Below are 18,207 nucleotides of genomic sequence, written 5' to 3'. Positions count from 1 at the left end.
GAGGAATCCAGATGACCAACAAGTTTAACGACAGGCTGCATCTCTCCCGGCGCCAGGCGCTGGTGTATATGGCGGCGGGCGCCGCCTCGCTGGCGCTGCCCAATCTGTTTGGTATCGGTATGGCGCAGGCGGCAGTGACGCCGCAGCGCAAAGGTCAGATGGTGATCGGCTTTTCTCAGGAGCCAACGGTATTTAACCCGCATATGCCGCATATTGAAGTGGATGAAGGGATTCACTTCAGCGTGTTCGACCCGCTGTTTGCCATTGATGACAAAGGGGTGTTTATCCCTTCGCTGGCGCTGGAGGTACCGACGGTGGAGAACGGCGGCATCTCCGCAGATGGTTTACAGTTCCATATCAAGCTGCGCGACAAGGTGAAGTGGCATGACGGCCAGCCTTTTACCGCCGAAGATGTGAAGTTCACCCTTGAAATGCTGGTGGATCCTGATTTCCGCAGCTGGCGTAAAACCGGTCATGACCTGGTGCGCGATATTAAAGTGATTTCACCAACGGAAATCAGCTGGCGAATGGAGAAACCTTTCGCGCCCTATCCGGCGATTCTGGCGTCGACCTTTATTGTGCCGCAGCATATTCTCGGCGCGGTAAAAGATAAAAACAGCGCGCCATTTAATAATGCGCCGATCGGCACCGGGCCATTTAAATGGGTGCAGCGGGTACCGGGCGATCATATCGAACTGGCGGCCAACACCGACTACTTTAAGTCAGGCCCGTATCTCGACCGCGTGGTGTATAAATACATTCCCGATCTCAATGTGATGTATACCCAGTTCGCTTCCGGCGATATTGATGTGGTGGGCTTACAGTGGATTTCCGCCGATCACTACGACGAGGCGAAAAAACTGCCTGGTAAACAGGTGGATGTTTCCTCCAGCGCCACTATTGAAAACTTTGCCTTTAACCTTGGCCGTCCGCAGTTTCAGGAGCTGGCGGTGCGCCAGGCGATCTACTACGCCATCGATAAACAGACGATTATCGACTCACTCTATTACGGTCTGCCGAAACCCACCGAAACCTATATGCCGCTCGGCTCTTATTACTACAATCCGGCGCTGCCAAAACATGAATTTAACCTCGATAAAGCCAGGGCGCTGCTGGATCAGGCGGGCTGGAAACCGGGTTCCGATGGTATCCGCCAGAAAAATGGCGTGCGTTTAGCGTTTACCAACTCCACTACCGCGGGCAACCATCTGCGTGAACAGACGCAGCAGTTCCTGCAGCAGACCTTCCAGGAAATTGGTATGGAGATGAAAATCGCCAACCTGCCACCGGCGGTGATGTGGGGCGAATACTGGATGATGTCGAAATTCGACAGCGTGATTGTCGGCATGAGTTTCCTTACCGGCGCCGATCCTGATACCTCCGACTATCTGCGCTCCAGTTCAATTCCGGCGAAAGGCGGCGCGGGGCAGAATACTTTCCAGTATCAGAGCCAGCAGGTTGACGATCTGCTGACGCAGGGCAGCAAGCTGTTTGTCCCGGAGGAACGCAAAGCGGTGTATCTGAAAATTCAGGAGATCGTGCGTCAGGATATGCCGTTCCTGCCGCTGTTCCCGTTTGCCAATGTACGTGGGCATAAGCAGGGCGCCAGCAATGTGATTCCGAACGTCAATGTGCGTATCGACAGCTGGAATGTGGGAACCTGGTATTGGGCGTAACCGCTGCAGGAGAGGACTTATATGCTGAACTTTCTGCTACGACGTGCAGGCCAGAGTGTGGTGCTGCTGTTTCTGGTGTCGCTGATTGGCTTTGCGGCGCTGACACTGGCCCCTGGCGGCCCGCTGTCGCAATACGCCCTGACGCCTGGCATGAGTCAGCAGGCGCTGGATCGTCTGGCGGAGCAAATGGGGCTGAACCGGCCGCTGCCGGTACAATATTTTGACTGGCTGACCCATCTGTTGCGCGGCGACTGGGGACGATCTTATCGCGATGGTCAGCCAGTGCTGGCGGTGATCTTTTCCCATTTGCCCGCCACCCTGCTGCTGATGGTGACCTCAACCATTCTGGCGATCGGTATTGGCGCCTGGGTGGGGGTTAAAAGCGCGGTCAAACGCTACAGCCTGTTTGATGAGGTGGCGACTATGGCCTCGATGATTGCATTGTCGATTCCCACTTTCTGGTTCGGGCTGGTGGCGATCTACTTGTTTGCTCTGAAACTGCAATGGTTCCCGGCAGGCAATATGTACACCATGGGCGACGGCTCGGTGCTGGATGTGCTGCACCATCTGGTGCTGCCGGTGATGGTGCTGACCTTTGTCGATGTCGCGGTATGGAGCCGCTATATGCGCAGCGCCACGCTGGAGACCATCAATCAGGACTTTGTTAAAACCGCGCGCGCCAAGGGGCTGGCGCCGCGCCGGGTCTTACTGCGCCATGTGGTCGGCAACGCGATGCTGCCGATGATTGCGCTGGCCGGTATGCAGCTGCCGACGATCCTTGGCGGCGCGCTGGTGGCGGAAACCGTCTTTACCTGGCCCGGCATGGGGCGCCTGTTCCTCGACAGCCTTGGCTACAGTGACTATCCGGTGGTGATGGGGTTGCTGATGTTCTCGGCGATTTTGGTGCTGCTGGGCAATCTGGCGGCTGACATTATTACTGCGCTGGTCGATCCGCGTATCCGTCCCGCTTAAGGAGCTGACTATGGTTGTATCTGGCGTTTTGGCCCCGCCCGCAGGCGCGGCGCGCTGGTGGCAGAACCGCACGCTGCGCCGTTTCCTGCGTCATCGTATGGCCTGCGCGGGTCTGGTTCTGATTATCCTGATGGAGCTGGCCTGTGCCTTTGGCCCGCTGCTGCTGCCGTTTGACGATCTGCATATTGATTTGCGTAACCGTTTTGCCCCGCCGCTGACCGGCTGGCATCTCCTCGGCAGCGATCCGTTAGGGCGCGATACGCTGGCGCGTCTGCTGATGGCCGGGCGCATTTCACTGCTGGTGGGCTTCTTTTCGATGCTGCTAAGTATCGCCTTTGGCGCGGTAATCGGCATTATCGCCGGCTATTACGGTGGACGGCCTGGTAGCGTATTAATGCGTATTGTCGATGCGTTTCTGTCGTTTCCCAGCGTGTTTCTGCTGCTGGCGCTGGCGGCGTTTCTTAAACCCAGCCCGATGATGATTACGGTGATCATCGCGGTGACCAGCTGGATGGAAGTGGCGCGAATTGTCGAGACCGAAGTGCGCTCTCTGCGCGAGCGCGAATTTATTCTGGCGGCAAAAATGCTGGGGCTGTCGGGGCGCTGGATTATGTTTCGTGAGCTGCTGCCAAATGTGGTCGGGCCGATTATTGTCGCGGCAACCCTGACCGTGGCGCGTGCCATCCTGCTGGAGGCCTATATCAGCTTTCTCGGTTATGGCATTCAGCCGCCGTTGCCCAGCTGGGGCAATATGCTGAATGGCGCGCAGCAATATCTGGTGCGCGCGCCCTGGCTGGCGCTGGCGCCGGGACTGGCGATTACCCTCGCGGTAACCTGTTTTAACTGTATCGGTGATGGTCTGCGTGATGCACTGGATAGTCGCAGCGAGTAACTGGCAATAATTACTGAGGTAGATATGGGACCAAATGTGGATTTAGTCACCTCGTCAGCGGAGTTTCCCAAAGAAACCGAGGTGGTGGTGATTGGCGGTGGGATTATCGGCGTGGCAACTGCGCTGTCGCTGGTATCACGCGGGGTGCCGACGGTGCTGCTGGAGAAAGGGCTGGTGGCCGCCGAGCAGTCGAGTCGCAACTGGGGCTGGTGTCGCCGTACCGGGCGCGATCTGCGTGAGTTGCCGCTGATCAATCTCAGTATGCAGCTGTGGGAAGGGATGAACCAGCGGCTGGGGCGCGAAACCGGCTTTAGTGTGACCGGTATTGCCTATGCCGCGCGCAGCGAGAAGCAGTGGCAGCGTCATCAGCAGTGGCGTGAAGAGGCGCGGCAGCACGATATTCATAGCGAGTTACTGGATAGCGATCAGCTGCATGCGCGTTTTCCCGATCTGCAGGGGGCGTTTAACGGCGCGCTGTTTACCGCACTGGATGGGCGTGCAGAACCGCAAAAAGCGGCTCCGGCGATGGTGATGGCGGCGAAAGATCTGGGGTTAAATCTGCAACAGCACTGTGCAGTACGCAGTATCGAACAGGCGGCGGGGCAGGTCAGTGAAGTGGTGACGGAACGTGGGATCATCCGCTGTCGTGCGGTGGTGGTAGCCGGTGGCGCCTGGTCGCGTCTGCTGATGCAGGGTTGCGGTCTGACGCTGCCACAATTAAAAGTACTGAGTGCGGTATTTCGCACCAGCCCGACCGATTACGATCCGGGGATCTGCGTCAGCTTCGGCAAAGTGGCGATACGTAAACGCCGCGATCAGGGGCTGACCGTTGCCAGTTCCGCCACCAGTATTACCGATCTGACGCCGGACAGCGTGCGTTTTAGCCGCTTGTATATGCCCGCTTACCGGGAAGAGCGCCAGAGTATCAATCTGCGTTTGGGCAGTCGCTTCTGGGAAGAGCTGACGCGCTGGCGTGCCGGTGAGCCGGATAAAATCTCGCTGTATGAACGTATTCGCGTGCTCGATCCACACCCGGAAGCCCGGGTGGTCCGCGCGATCCGGCAGAATCTGGTGGATACCCTGCCGGGTCTGGCATCGGTAGCGATTGAGCAGAGCTGGGGAGGCCTAATCGATACCATGCCGGATGCGATCCCGGTGATTTCCGCTATCGATTCGCATCCTGGTCTGTTCCTGGCCACCGGTTTCTCCGGCCATGGGTTTGGTATTGCGCCAGGCGCGGGCCAGCTTATGGCGGATCTGGTGACCAGCAGCACGACATCCGTTGATGCCAGGGCTTTCCGCTTTAGCCGCTTCAGCGATGGCGAAGCGATTAAGGCGCAGCACTGGTTATAGATCTGCATCGTCATTAGTTCGGGCGGCGGGAACGCCGCCCCGACAACAAATCGCCTGTAGGGGCGGCGTTTTCGCCGCCCGTAACTGTCTGGTTTAATTTTGCACCCGGTTGCATAAATTGTTTGCAATCGGGTGCAAGCAGCAACATAATCGCAACATGAAGGCAGGTAAAGGTATTAACCTGCGTTTGAATATGATGAAGGTTGATGTCGGAAGTAGTTTTTCCGCTGCGTTTCGCGTTCAATGTCTGAAAGATAAAGCAGAACGCAGGGCATATGACGAAGAAATCCGACGCAATACCGCATAAAAAAGCGACGGCCACTGATGTGGCGCGGCTGGCTGGCGTCTCGAAATGGACAGTGTCGCGCGCCTTTACCGCTGGCGCATCGATATCCGATAGCGCGCGGGTAGAGGTGCTGGCGGCGGCGAAGCGTTTAGGTTATCGCCCGAATCTGCTGGCGCGCAGCCTTTCGCAAAAGCGCACCCATATTGTCGGCGTGGCTATCGATCAGCTGCAAAACCCGCATGCAATGTTATTGCTTGATGAGGTGTCAAAGCAGCTCCAGCTACGCGGTTATATGGCGCTGCTGCTGAATATCACCGAAGGCAAACATTATCAGTCGATAATGGCGATGGCCGATCAGTTGCAGGTGGATGGCATCCTGTTTTTGGGCACCATCCTGACCGATGAGCTGATTACGATTGCCCATGATATGCACCATATTCCGCTGGTGCAGGTGGGACGTAACACCGATGGTCAGGATCTCGATATGGTCAATGTCGATGGCTACCAGGCCGGACAACAGATCGCCAGGTTGCTGCTGGAGCAGGGCTATCAGCGCTTTGGTTATATGAAAGGGCCAGATACGCCTTCCAGTCACCTGCTGCGCATGGACGGATATCGCGATGCCCTGCTGGCGGCAGGCAAACAGCTCGATACTGAGTTAATCGCCGGACATTATGATCGTCAGCGGGCGCATCAGACGATGGCGGATTATTTGCGCGCTACAGCAGCTTCTGAACGCGTCGATGCGATGTTCTGCGAGAACGATATTCTGGCGCTGGGCGCGATGGGCGCGCTGCGCACCGTCGGGCAGCAAAACGCGGTTGCCATCGTCGGTTTTGATGATATTGACGAAGCCAGCGCGCCAGACTGGCAACTGACCAGTTACAGTCAGGGCACGGGCAGGCTTATTCATGAAGCGCTTAACCGTCTGATTGATGGTGAAGCCAGCGAAGAGGGCGAGTGGCGACAGGGGGAACTGCGCGTCAGGCGCTCTCATCTGAAAACATAAACCGGCAAGGAGTAGAGATGAAGTTGTCATTGCACGGCGTCTCAGTGTGGTACAGCAACGCTGTCACTCAGTTACGTATCGCCCGTGATGCTGATTTTAGCGGGCTGGAACTGCTGCCTGAGCATCTGTTTCGTTATCTGGATAATGGCGGCAGTTTCGCCGCTTATCGCCAGTTAATGGCGCAATACCAGATCGAGATCACCTGTATCAACGCCCTGAAGCGCATTGGTCGTCACCAGCCTGACGAGCGTGCAGCGATGCTGCAGGAAGCAGAAAAAATCTGCCGTGCGGCCGTGGAGCTGGGATGTCCGGTGGTGCAGATTATGGCGCTGACTGAACTTGATCATCTCTCTGAATCAGAACGACAGCGTATCCTGCTGGAGAATATCTCCGCAATTGCCGATATCGGTAAGCCGATGGGCATTAAATTCCAGATTGAAGTGGTCGCATTTACCGCTTTTAACTCCCTGAGCCAGGCGCTGGAGATTATTGCGCAGAGCGGTAAAGACAATGTCGGGCTGGTGATCGATTTCTGGCATCTGCATGCCGGTGGCAACACCCAGCCAGCTGAAGTGGCGGCGATGGATAAACAGCTGATTTATGGCGTCCATTTCTGTGACGGGCGCGCAGCGAAGGCGGGTGAAGCCTGGGACGAGTGGGTTCAGCGTAACTATGCGCCGGGCGAAGGCGATGTGGATATTCCACGCTGGGTCGAGGCGGTGAAAGCCACCGGCTATGATGGCGTCTGGTCACCGGAATGGCTCAGCCCGCGCTGCTGGGAACAGGATCTCTGGGATATTGGCCGCCAGAGTCGGGAAAGTCTGAGCCGTTATAGCGTGGAATAATATTACTTATAAAAATAAACTTTGTGCCCTGTCACTATTATAAATATCACACCGGCAGAGAATAATCTGTCGGTAAGTGATCGCATAACTTAATTTCCTCGGGTTAATACAGAGCGCCAATATAATTACACTCTGAGAACAGATAATACCCTGTATTCGTGCAGGGCGACCACTTATTGCCATTTCTCTGGTAAGGCGTGGTTATGCCCGCTCGCCGATAAAACCGATAAAGCATGTCGTGATATTTAAGGGAAAACAGTATGAACCGTAGAGAGGCGATATTTTCGCTAACCACTGTCGTGACTTCGCTGGCCGTGGCGCCAAAGCTCCGGGCGCGCGAAATGCATAACGTGCCATTAGAGACATCGCAGAATGCCGATCATCTGCCGCAGCCGCTGTGGCAGCAGGGATATCGGGTCCTGACCAATGAGACTGATCGCCAGAATCTGACGGCGATTTTTGACCGTCTGATTCCTGCCGATCAGCACGGGCCTTCCGCCAGCGCAGCGGGATGTATCGAGTTTATCGATGGTGAACTGGCGGGTGAGTATGGCGCGGGCGCCGCACTCTATCTTGATGGCCCGATGCAGCGTGAAAATGAAGAGCAACTGATGGGCAGTCCGCAATTTCTGGCGACGCCGAAAGAGCGCTATATGACCGGACTGAAAGCGCTGGAAGCCTGGGCGCAGGTGCATCACCAGGCTTCATTTCATCGCTTAACGGCCGATCAAATCGATAACTTTCTGCACGCGATGGAAGCCGGGGAAATTAATCTCAGTGAGCAGGTAAACAGTCAGGCTTTCTTTGAACTGATGTTGCAAAACGCCCGTGAAGGGTATTTGTCCGATCCAATTTATGGCGGCAATAAAAATATGGCGGGCTGGAAAATGATTGGTTTTCCCGGCGCACGCTATGACTACCGCCCGTATATCGATCGTCGTAATGAAGATTTGGCCCTTATTCCCGTCAGCCTTATTCCTGACAATTAATTTCCCGGAGCAGAGCAGATGTCACAAATAAGAAAAAGAGCCGATGTGGTGATTGTCGGTATGGGTTGGGCTGGCTCGGTGATGGCCGAAGAACTTACTCGTGCCGGTCTGGAAGTGGTGGGGATTGAACGCGGCGCCTGGCGCGATACCTCTACCGATTTCCCGCCAGCGGTCGATCCCGATGAGCTGCGCTGGCATACCCGCCGCAAAATCATGCAGCCGATGAGTGTCGAAACCACCACTTTCCGCAACCGCAGCGATCAGCTGGCTGCTCCGGTGCGCAACTGGTCAGCGTTTCAGTATGGCTGGAACGTCGGCGGCGCAGGCACGCACTGGGCCGGGATGTCCTGGCGCTTTTCGCCGTGGGATTTTGAGGTCGCCACCCAGACGCGCGAACGCTATGGCGCGGCGAAAATGAAAGGACTGCAACTGCAGGACTGGGGCGTGACTTACGACGAAATGGCGCCGTTTTACGATCGCTTTGAGCGTATCGCTGGTACATCAGGGATTGCCGGAAACCTTAATGGTCAGCCGCAGAAGGGCGGCAACGTTTTTGAGGGGCCACGCTCGCGAGATTACCCGACGCCGCCGCTGAAAGATACCCACTGGATGCGTCGCTATCGCCAGACCACCGAACAGATGGGCTATCACCCGTTTACCATTCCGGCGGGCAATATTTCGCAGGCTTATGTCAATCCGCTTGGCGTCACCATGGGACCCTGCACCTATTGTGGTTTCTGTGATTTTCACGGTTGCGGCAACTTCTCTAAATCGTCGCCGCAGGCCTGTATTTTGCCTGCGCTGATGCGCCGCAAAAACTTTACCCTGCTCAGCGAAACCGAAGTGCTGCACGCGGTGAAACACGATGATGGTAAGACGGTAAAAGGGGTGAACTTTATCACCAGAGACGGTGAAGTCGGCTTCCAGCCAGCGGATATCGTCTGTATTACCGCTTATCAGATGGACAATGTGCGGCTGATGCTGCTGTCAGATATCGGCGAGAAATACGATCCGCGCAGCGGCAAAGGTACCATTGGCCGTAACTACAACTATCAAACCTGTTCGACGGTCACCGGCTTCTTTGATGGCGAACATATGAACCCGTTTATTGGCGGCGGCGCGCTGGCGGTGCAGATTGACGATTTCAACGGCGATAACTTTGACCACAGCAATCTGGACTTTATTGGCGGCGCTGGAATTATGGGCTTCTCCACCAACGGGCGGCCGATCCAGAATATGAATGCTCTGCGGCCGGGTACGCCGCGCTGGGGCAGTGAGTGGAAAGCCGGTTATGCCCGTGACTATCAGACAGCGGGCACCATTTTCTGTCAGGGCACCTCGATGCCAGTGCGCGAGGCATACCTCGATCTCGACCCACGCTATAAAGATCGTCACGGTCAGCCGTTAATCCGCATGACTTTCGACTGGAACCAGAATGATATCAATATGGCGAAGTACGTTACCGATCGCGCGGTCGGGATTATGAAGCAGACCGGCGGCCAGCATCTGGTGATTGATAATCAGTCGGAGAAGAGCTGGAACCCCTATCAGCAGCACAGCTCGCATACTATTGGTGGCGTAGTGATGGGCGCCGATCCCACTACCTCGGCCCTGAATCCGTTCCTGCAAAGCTGGGATGCGCACAATTTGTTTGTGGTTGGCGCCTCCGCATTCCCGAATAACGGCGGCTATAACCCAACGGTGACGGTCGGCGCGCTGGCGATCCGTGCGGCACAGGCGATTTATCAGAGCTATATGAAAAATCCGGCTCCACTGGTGGAGGCGTAATCATGAGCAAAAAGAAAACGATAACCCTGACTCTGGCAGCGCTGGCGGTTCTGGTTGGTATTGGCGCTTCCGGCAGAATGTGGATGGTGATGGACAGCTCGCGTTCGGCGGTGGCTGACGATAGTGTCAGGCTGGCGGATTTTCGTAGTCAGGATCGGCAGGCGATTAAGCGCGGCGAGTATGTAATGCGCCTGTCCGACTGCGCCGCCTGCCACCAGCCCGACTTTTCCGGCGGTTATAAAATCGACACACCGTTTGGCGCGCTGCTGACCTCGAATATTACCCCGGACAGCGCAACCGGTATCGGTGAGATGACCGAGCGCGATTTCTTTAACGCCGTACGTCAGGGGCGTGGCGAGCATGGTTTACTTTATCCGGCGATGCCTTATACCGCCTATACCAAAATCAGCGACGACGAGATGCATGATCTCTGGGCATATATGTCGACAGTACCGGCAGTACAGCGTGAGATTGACGAAAATGCCGGGATGAATTTCCCCTATAACATTCGTCTGGCGATGGCGGGCTGGAATATGTTGTTCTTTGATAACAGCAGTTTTAGCGCGGAGAATGCTCAAAGCGGTGAGTGGAATCGCGGTAAATATATTGTTGATGGCCCGGCGCACTGTAGCGTATGCCACACCGCGCGCAATCTGTTGGGAGGCGAAGTCAGCGACGGTTATCTGCAGGGCGGCAGTCTCGGCAACTGGTATGCGCCAGATATTTCGTCCAACCCGCATAGCGGTATCGGCAACTGGAGTGATGAGCAGATTGCTGACTATCTGAAGAGCGGATCGAATGGCGAAAGTGTCGCCGCAGGTCCGATGGCGGAAGCGGTTGAGCATTCAACGCAATACTTCACCAGTGACGATCTGCACGCTATCGCCACTTACCTGCGCGGCGTGCCCGCTTCGGCAACGCCAGCCTCATCGGGCTATGCGATGGCGGCATCACGCCGTGAGCAGGCGGCGCTAAGCTATGAGGTTAACTGCTCAGCCTGTCACGGATTGCAGGGCGAGGGGATAAAAGGGATGGTGCCCGCTTTTGCCGGTAATAATGCGATGCAGCATGATCCAACCAATATGATCCACGCCATGCTGCGCGGCGCGCGCGCGCCGCATACGGAGGAGCGTCAGACCGCTGCCGGTATGCCAGCCTTTGACTGGAAAATGAATGACCAGCAGATGGCAGATATCCTCAACTACGTGCGCAACAGCTGGGGCAATAAAGGCAACGAAGTGACGCCAGATAATGTGGCGGCCATGCGTAAACAGACCGGCGCCGGCGATAAGCTAAAAACGCCTGTCGGTCAGTAATCCGCCTGACAGCCTGTCACCGGCAGGCTGTCAGGTTTAATCTGCCGCGCGTTGCCGCATCCCCGCGGCAGATTGTTGCGCCTGGCTTAACACTTCCGCCATATCGATCCCCTGCATTTCACCGTGATGTTTCACTATTTTGCCATCGACAATCACCGTCTCGACATTCTCCGGTCGGGCCGAGTAGACAATAAACGCCGCCGGATCGCCGCCCGCAAAGCCGCTCATATTCAGCGCCTGCGGATTAATAATCTGCACATCGGCGCGTTTACCGTTTTCCAGCGTGCCGGTAATCGCCCCCAGGCCAAGGGCCTGCGCTGAACGACGCGTGGCCAGCTCCAGCAACTGACGTGGTTGTGGGCGGGTTTCATCGGTAGTCGCACCGCTTAGCGTCAGTGCCAGCAGGCGCATACTGGCGAACATATCCGCGCTGCCTGCCAGCGAGTTGCCATCGATACCCAGCCCCTGACGCGTCACGGCGCTGAAATGGTCGAGCCGCGTCAGGCCGTAGCCCACGCGCTGTTCACTGAGTGGCGTCAGCGCCAGGCTGCCACCTGCCTTTTCCAGCGCCGCCAGCTGCTGCGGAGTGGCATTGGTGGCATGCACCACCGTCACTGAGGGATTGAGATAGTTGCCGCTAATCAATGCGTTAAACATCGCATCGGCATCGCCGCTGACATGCACCTGTAGCGGCAGTTGATGCGCCCCGGCAAACTGATACTCCTGCTTGCGCAGTGCCCAGTTGCTCTGATCGCTCAGGTCGCGTGGCAGACGCCAGGCCAGTCCCGGCTGCACGCGATCATTCGCCTGCGTGGTTAAGGTAGCCAGATGCCTGAGATCGATCGGCTGCTTAGTGGTTTTATCCGGTCCTCCGTAATACATAATCGCGCGAATGCCGCTCTGTTTAAGTGCGTTAAATCCCGCATCGCCCCAGGCTGGCCCCTGGATATTGTCAAAGAAATCGCCGCTGGTGGTGATGCCGCCCTGCAACAGCTCCAGCGCGCCACTGTACATCGCGGTATAGATATCATCGGGTTGCATCACCTGCGCGAGGCGGTTGCTGACCGGGAAAAACTTGCCCTGCTGATTACGAAACTGGCCGCGCATGGTGGTGACCGACAGATGCGAGTGTGCATCAACAAAACCGGGCAGCACCATTTTACCTTTAGCATTGATCACCTGTGCGCCGGGCGCGGCAAGATCCTGGCCGATCTGAACAATCTGATTACCGCGGATCAGTAAATCGGCATCCTGCAAATCTGCCTCGCCGGCTTTCATGGTGAGGATATAGCCATTGCGGATTAGCAGGGTGTCGTGAGTTGCCGCCACGCCGGAAAGGCTGCACAGCAGAGTGGAACCAAGTAACAGTCGCTTCAAATACATCATCAGCTCCGGTTAACTATCAAGATCAAGGGGCGGCACAGGTTTGCATGGTGCCCGCGATGTGAGCGGGAGCCGAAAACGGCTCCCCTACAGAGGTTTTGCGCAGGGTTGCTGTAACTGACGGATACCCCATAACGCCAGGGCATGATCGTCTGCTGAAGGCAGACCACTTACGCTGACCGCGCCGAATAACGCGCCACTCTCATTGAGCAGCGGGAAGGCGCCGCCATGGTCAGTATAGTCATATTGATTAATAAAGGATTGTGTCGCCATCGGCTCGCCATTCTGCGCATTGATGACCCCGACATACATCGAGGAGTTGGCATAGCGCAGCACGGTGTTGCGCTTGCGTCGCATCCATTCCAGATTGTTAGCGGCGGAACCCGGCAGGGCGGCGAGAAACAGCTGCTGACCGAAAGCATAGACTTCAATCGCCACCGGCAGCTGTTGCTCCGCAGCGCGTGCCTGGATCAGCTGGCCCAGCCGCCAGGCGGACTGAAAATCAAACTGGCGCAGACGACTGTCTGCTTCCTGTTGCAGCAACAGGGCGGGCGAGAGTGCGTCAGACATAATCTTCCTTATTGATGAAATTTTATTTTCATTAAACTTACCATCAAAAAAAACATTTTGCATGCGTTCTTCGTCTCAGACGCTTAACCCGCTGGCAAAGGCCGTTTTTTATCGCCTGACTGCCATTCTGCTGGCAAAAAAATAGTTTTAACCGGCTCACATATCAAGAATAAATAATTCGATATTTAATAATTTAGAAAATATATTTCAATTCAGGATTCTGCACTCTGCAGGCACATGCTGATAACAATCATGTCATTTTCGACCGCAAAGCCGGTCAGAGAACACCGATAAGGGCCAGCAAGATGGATACCAGGAAAACGCGTTATAACATGAAGTACGTCATGCTCTGCTGTACGGTGGCGGCCTTTGGCGGGCTGCTGCTGGGCTATGACTCCTCGATTATCTCCGGAGCAATCGAACCGCTAAGCGAGCATTTCCGGCTCTCTCCGGCAGAAACCGGTTGGGCGGTGTCGAATATCCTGCTGGGCAGCCTGATTGGTTGCTTTATCGCGCCGAAACTCAGCGACAAGCTGGGTCGAAAAAAATCCCTCGCCATTACCGCGCTGGTGTTCACTGTCTCAGTGGTGGGTACGGTTATCGCGCATAACTTTACCGTCTTTGTCTTCGCCCGCATGCTTGGCGGGCTGGCGATTGGGCTGGCTTCGGTGATTTCACCGATCTATCTTGCCGAGCTTTCACCGTCGAAATTCCGTGGGCGCACCACCGCACTCTATTCGGTATGTTGCGTTGGCGGTCAGTGCGTAGTGCTGCTGACCAACTACTATATTCATCAGTTTATGGCGGCAGAGGCGATGGTCGATATTGGCTGGCGCTATATTCTGGCTACAGCACTGGTTCCCTGTGCGCTGTTTATTCTGTTTGTGCTGTTTATTCCCGAGTCACCGCGCTGGAATATGTTGAAAGGGCGTGAGAAACCGGCGCTGGATACCCTGACCAAAATCTCCAATGCTCAGCATGCGCAAAGTGTGTTAAATGAGATTAAAGCCTCACTCAAACATTCTGCGGCAAACAGCCATAAGACGCGATTCAGCTTTAATAAAACCACCGTACCACTGCTGATTGTCGGTGTCGGTCTGGCAGTGGGTAATCAGATTAGCGGCATCAACGTGATTCAATATTTTGGCCCGTCGCTGCTGAAAAATGTGTTTCCAGATTCCGGCTCGGCGCTGTTACAGACCTTCTGGTTGTCGATCTGTCAGTTTACTGGCGTGTTAATTGGGATGTCGATGATTGATAAAGTCGGGCGTCGCAAACTGCTGTTATTGGGCGCTATCTCTTCCTGTGTGTTTCTTACCTACTCGTTTATCGCCTTTTACTACCATCTGCCGGGTATGCTGGCAGTGATCGGCCTGTTCGCGTATATGGTGTTCTTTGGCATCACCTGGGGACAGATTGTCTGGACCGTACTGGGTGAGCTGTTCCCGACGGAGATTCGCGCGGTCTGTGTCGGTATTTCCATCTGTATGATGTCGCTGGCGAACTTTATTATCAGTACCACCTTCCCGATTATGAACAGCAATCCGTACCTGCTGGAGCTGTTCCACGGTGGCTTCCCGCTGCTGCTGTTTGCGATTTTCTCACTCGGTATGTATTTCTTCACTTACCGCTTTCTGCCGGAAACCGCGGGCGTGTCGCTGGAAAAAATTCACGGCCTGGTGCTGGAGAAGTTCAACGTCGAGGTCCCGGCGGATCAGCTGCCGGTAAGTGCTGCCGAACAGCTTAAACCTTAAGCGGCCACCGGCCGTTCAGCCAGTTTCCGGGGGGTAATTGGAGAGCGGCACAGTGGCTTTTTTCAGACCGCCGACTGGCAATGATTGTCAGTCGGTTTTTTTTCCGGCACCCACGGTCCTTTAACCGCGGCGCCGGGGAAACCGCCGGTCAGAATACGCAGCTGTGCATCACGCGGAGTGTTATCCCCCTGGCCCTGAATACTGACAATATCCTGCGGACAGGCAGACAGCGCCACATAGCAGTCCATCTCGGCGCGCAGAGTAATATAGTCGCCGGGCTGGGTAACGGTGGGCAGCGTCTTCAGCGTAATGCCATCCGGCTGTACCTGGATATTCATAAAGATATTAAACGACGCCAGGTTGCCGTGCGGCAGAGTGACATCCAGTGCCGCGAGACATTCATGCAGATTATCGTGGCAGTTACGATGTGGCTCGCTGCAACCCAGCAACTCATAGCGACGCGCATCGCAGGCGGCCATAAAGGTATCGTGTACGCCGGGTGAGGTGTCCTCCACCAGCGTCAGAATCGGATGGCGCATATTGGTGATAAAACTGTCGCCCACGCGTGGATTAAGGCGCTGATTCCAGACGCGGGTCGCTTCCATACACATATATTCACTGACGTCGGCGGCAGTGTAAGCCCAGCAATCCACCACCTGAGTGCCGTGCAGATTAATGATCTGTAGCGCTTCACCAGCGGCGAGAAAAACTGCTTTGCCGTGGCGTGCGGGGATCAACTGCTCAGCGCGGCAGTCTGGATTATTGTTCATCTTGTTCTCCTGGTTAATGTGGCATGCGCAGGCTGTAACGCGTCATCCGCTGTTCAAGGCGGCGTGCCAGCAAATCGATAAATGTATTAAGCAGCCAGTAGCAGAGCGCCACTGCCAGATAGATCTCCAGCGGCGCGTAGGTGGCGGAAATCGCCTGTTTCGCCTCGTACATAAACTCCTGTACCGAGACAATCGACAGCAGCGCCGAGTCTTTAATCAGGCCAATCAGCAAGCCCATCAACGGCGACAACATTTGCGGCAGGGTTTGTGGCACAACCACATCGCTCATCGCGCGTAAAGGGCCAAGTCCAAGCACCCGGCAGGCTTCCCACTGGCCAGCAGGTAAGGCGCCAATGGCCGCCCGAATCACCTGGGCAATATAGGGCGCGTAATAGAGCGTCAGCGCCAGTACGCCCACCACCGGCGAAGAGAAGGTGATGTCATATTCCGGCAGCACAAAATAGAGCAGATAGATCACCACCAGCAGCGGCAATCCCAGCGTGAGCGAAGTCCAGAGGCGTAACAGCGATTGCAGCAGCGGCGGTCCGCGCATCAGCAGCAGCGCCAGTACCGCTCCCGCCAGTAACGAGCAGATGGCGGCGATAACGCAGAGTTGCAGGGTGATTTGTAATCCCTGCCACAGCGAAGGCGCCGATGAGATAACTGCCTGCCAGTCCATTATGCCCACCTCCCTTTGCCTTCCAGATAACGCGCGAGGCCAATCATCGGCAGCGCAATCAGCAGATAGCCCACCGCCACCAGCAGCAATACCTGGGTGGCCTCATAGCTGCGGGCAATCACAATCTGCCCGGCATAAGTCAGCTCGGTTAACGCCACCACAGAGGCCAGCGGCGTGGTTTTGAGCAGAATAGTGAACTCATTGACCAGCATCGGCAGGCTGGCGCGCAGCACCTGCGGATTGACCACATACCACCAGGTCAGAAAGCGGCTCAGCCCCAGCGTGCGGCAGGCCTCCAGCTGACCCGCAGTGACCAGACGGCGGTTGACGCGCAGGATCTCCGCCACGTAAGCGCCGCTGTTCATGCCAATGGTGATCACCGCCGCCAGCAGCGGTTGTCCGCCCAGTCCAAGCAGTGGCAGGGTAAAGAACACCACAAACAGCTGCACAATTGCCGGTGTGCCGCGCATCAGGCTGATATACAGCCGTCCCAGCAGACGCGGCAACAGGCGACGGTGCAGTTGCAGATAGCAGCCTGCCTGTCCCAGCAGCAGGCTTAACAGTGCCGCCAGCACAGTCAGTTCGAGGGTGACCAGCAGCCCTTTGGCTAACTCCGGTAATCCGGCGCTGACTTGCGCATCCAGCCACATTCTTGCCTCACTCAGACGGGAAACCCGTCAGATCTTCCGCTACCGACAGACTGATCGGGGCAGGGCGATCGTTGCCTTCAATCCCGGTACAGCAGGCCGAAACGATAAACAGGGTATCCACCACGACACGACAGGTAATGCTGTCACCACGTTTGGTCAGATTGGGTTGCGGCGTAATATCGCCATTACGCGCCAGATCGACATGCATAAACAGATTGATCGGATCCGGCAGCTTTGGCACCGCCATGCCGATGCGCGCCAGTTCCGCGCTCAGGGATTCGACACAGCCCTGCTGGTCGTGGTAGCCACGTTCCGCCAGCCATGCGCTGGTGGAACCCGGTAACAGCAGATCGTGACGTCGCACGCTGTCTTTACCTGATACCATCATCGGACGACGGCGGTTATTCACCATGCGCATGCCGGAACCAAGCAGGTAGCTGTTACTGAACACCCTGGTGTGATGCACTGACAGCCAGATTGCCGGGTCGGCAAGAGTGAAACCAAACAGCGACGCCACTGCGCCGTCGCCAAGTGCGGTAATGCGCAGTAACTGGCCGCGCAATACGCGAATCGAACCGGCGGTTCCCGGCGCAACGGTGACGCTACTGGCCAGGGTGCGTGGCGCGTCTTCACGGGTGAAGCCTTCTTTCATCAATAACATTTCAGGCCTCGGTGGTCAGGGTATCGGAAATATGGATATCAATCGGTGTTACCTGCAAACCGTTGCCCGGAATAATGTCCTGTGGGCAGGAGGAGACGGCGCAAATCAGATCACAGAGCGCGCGGAAAGTGACGCGATCGCCAGCACGACTGTTGGGATCGGTGACTTCCATGCGGCCATCGGGGGTGACCGGACCGTTCTGAAACAGATTAAACGGCTCGGGCAGGGTGAAGTAATTGACGCCGTAAACGCGCATCCCTTCCAGCATATTGTCGACGCAGTTGCGATGTCCCTCGACGCCGAAATCGATGCTAAACCGGGTGCGATCGCAGGCCGGTACATTGGCGTCGTGAATACCGATGCTGTCGCTGATAATCTCCAGCATCGCGCGGTTTTCGCTCGACCAGAGTGCATCACCCGGCTTAAAGAACAGCGAGCGCAGATGCTGGCGGGTATGGACCGGCGACAGTTTTTCCGTGGTGTCCGCCGCGTTAACCGCGACGAAATCCGCGGCCTGCTGACCTTCGCTATCAATGATGGTCAGATATTGTCCCTGGCGGACAGTAAACGCCTGGCCGTGTCCGGCCGTAACATGAACGTGGTGCTGGCACATG

Annotated in this window: 17 protein-coding genes; 10 read left to right on the top strand and 7 right to left on the bottom strand. The window is 56.2% G+C overall.

Going from position 1 to position 18,207, the window contains the following annotated elements; genetic code table 11:
• Positions 1-11: 11 nt before the first annotated feature.
• From N5923_RS11255 to N5923_RS11215, 9 genes are all read left to right on the top strand, one after another.
• A complete protein-coding gene (locus tag N5923_RS11255) occupies positions 12-1,676 on the top strand; it encodes a peptide ABC transporter substrate-binding protein (RefSeq protein WP_267143797.1) in 1,665 nt (554 codons plus the stop codon).
• 21 nt (positions 1,677-1,697) lie between these two features.
• Positions 1,698-2,648, top strand: coding sequence for an ABC transporter permease (locus N5923_RS11250; protein WP_267143798.1), 951 nt, complete (start codon positions 1,698-1,700; stop codon positions 2,646-2,648).
• 10 nt (positions 2,649-2,658) lie between these two features.
• Positions 2,659-3,540 carry an ABC transporter permease gene (locus N5923_RS11245; RefSeq protein ID WP_267143799.1) on the top strand — a complete coding sequence of 294 codons (882 nt, stop codon included), beginning with the start codon at positions 2,659-2,661 and terminating at the stop codon, positions 3,538-3,540.
• A gap of 24 nt (positions 3,541-3,564) precedes the next feature.
• Complete coding sequence (locus N5923_RS11240) at positions 3,565-4,893, top strand: NAD(P)/FAD-dependent oxidoreductase (RefSeq protein ID WP_267143800.1); 1,329 nt, start codon at positions 3,565-3,567, stop codon at positions 4,891-4,893.
• A gap of 275 nt (positions 4,894-5,168) precedes the next feature.
• Entirely contained in the window at positions 5,169-6,188 is a 1,020-nt protein-coding gene (locus N5923_RS11235; RefSeq protein ID WP_267143801.1) for a LacI family DNA-binding transcriptional regulator, read from the top strand.
• Positions 6,189-6,205: 17 nt separating this feature from the next.
• A complete protein-coding gene (locus N5923_RS11230; RefSeq protein ID WP_267143802.1) occupies positions 6,206-7,033 on the top strand; it encodes a sugar phosphate isomerase/epimerase family protein in 828 nt (275 codons plus the stop codon).
• A gap of 260 nt (positions 7,034-7,293) precedes the next feature.
• Positions 7,294-8,022 (top strand): gluconate 2-dehydrogenase subunit 3 family protein, encoded by a 729-nt coding sequence (locus N5923_RS11225; RefSeq protein ID WP_267143803.1) that lies wholly within the window; start codon positions 7,294-7,296, stop codon positions 8,020-8,022.
• Between the two features lie 18 nt (positions 8,023-8,040).
• Positions 8,041-9,810 carry a GMC family oxidoreductase gene (locus N5923_RS11220; protein WP_267143804.1) on the top strand — a complete coding sequence of 590 codons (1,770 nt, stop codon included), beginning with the start codon at positions 8,041-8,043 and terminating at the stop codon, positions 9,808-9,810.
• Between the two features lie 2 nt (positions 9,811-9,812).
• On the top strand, positions 9,813-11,126 hold the full coding sequence (locus N5923_RS11215) for a c-type cytochrome (protein WP_267143805.1): 1,314 nt from the start codon (positions 9,813-9,815) through the stop codon (positions 11,124-11,126).
• Positions 11,127-11,162: 36 nt separating this feature from the next.
• Here the strand turns inward: N5923_RS11215 and N5923_RS11210 are convergent, their stop codons facing one another.
• A complete protein-coding gene (locus N5923_RS11210; protein WP_267143806.1) occupies positions 11,163-12,512 on the bottom strand; it encodes an amidohydrolase family protein in 1,350 nt (449 codons plus the stop codon).
• A gap of 84 nt (positions 12,513-12,596) precedes the next feature.
• Positions 12,597-13,079: a heme-degrading domain-containing protein gene (locus N5923_RS11205; protein WP_267143807.1), complete on the bottom strand. Its 483-nt coding sequence runs from the start codon at positions 13,077-13,079 to the stop codon at positions 12,597-12,599.
• Positions 13,080-13,384: 305 nt separating this feature from the next.
• Here N5923_RS11205 and N5923_RS11200 point away from each other — a divergent pair, with 305 nt between their 5' ends.
• Positions 13,385-14,833 carry a sugar porter family MFS transporter gene (locus N5923_RS11200; RefSeq protein ID WP_267143808.1) on the top strand — a complete coding sequence of 483 codons (1,449 nt, stop codon included), beginning with the start codon at positions 13,385-13,387 and terminating at the stop codon, positions 14,831-14,833.
• A gap of 62 nt (positions 14,834-14,895) precedes the next feature.
• Here the strand turns inward: N5923_RS11200 and N5923_RS11195 are convergent, their stop codons facing one another.
• From N5923_RS11195 to N5923_RS11175, 5 genes are read right to left on the bottom strand one after another with little or no spacing between them, the layout of a single operon-like run.
• A complete protein-coding gene (locus N5923_RS11195; RefSeq protein WP_267143809.1) occupies positions 14,896-15,603 on the bottom strand; it encodes an urea carboxylase-associated family protein in 708 nt (235 codons plus the stop codon).
• A gap of 13 nt (positions 15,604-15,616) precedes the next feature.
• On the bottom strand, positions 15,617-16,282 hold the full coding sequence (locus tag N5923_RS11190) for an amino acid ABC transporter permease (protein WP_267143810.1): 666 nt from the start codon (positions 16,280-16,282) through the stop codon (positions 15,617-15,619).
• A complete protein-coding gene (locus tag N5923_RS11185; RefSeq protein ID WP_267143811.1) occupies positions 16,282-16,932 on the bottom strand; it encodes an amino acid ABC transporter permease in 651 nt (216 codons plus the stop codon). The genes N5923_RS11190 and N5923_RS11185 overlap by 1 nt, the downstream gene beginning before the upstream one ends.
• A 7-nt stretch (positions 16,933-16,939) precedes the next feature.
• Positions 16,940-17,593, bottom strand: a complete 654-nt coding sequence (locus N5923_RS11180; protein ID WP_267143812.1) for an urea carboxylase-associated family protein — start codon at positions 17,591-17,593, stop codon at positions 16,940-16,942.
• Position 17,594: 1 nt separating this feature from the next.
• Positions 17,595-18,206 carry an urea carboxylase-associated family protein gene (locus N5923_RS11175; RefSeq protein ID WP_267143813.1) on the bottom strand — a complete coding sequence of 204 codons (612 nt, stop codon included), beginning with the start codon at positions 18,204-18,206 and terminating at the stop codon, positions 17,595-17,597.
• Between the last annotated feature and the right edge of the window lies 1 nt (position 18,207).

Source organism: Winslowiella arboricola (genome assembly GCF_025527015.1).
In the GTDB taxonomy this organism is placed as follows: Bacteria; Pseudomonadota; Gammaproteobacteria; order Enterobacterales; family Enterobacteriaceae; genus Erwinia; species Erwinia arboricola.
This window is presented reverse-complemented; position numbering and strand designations above follow the sequence as displayed.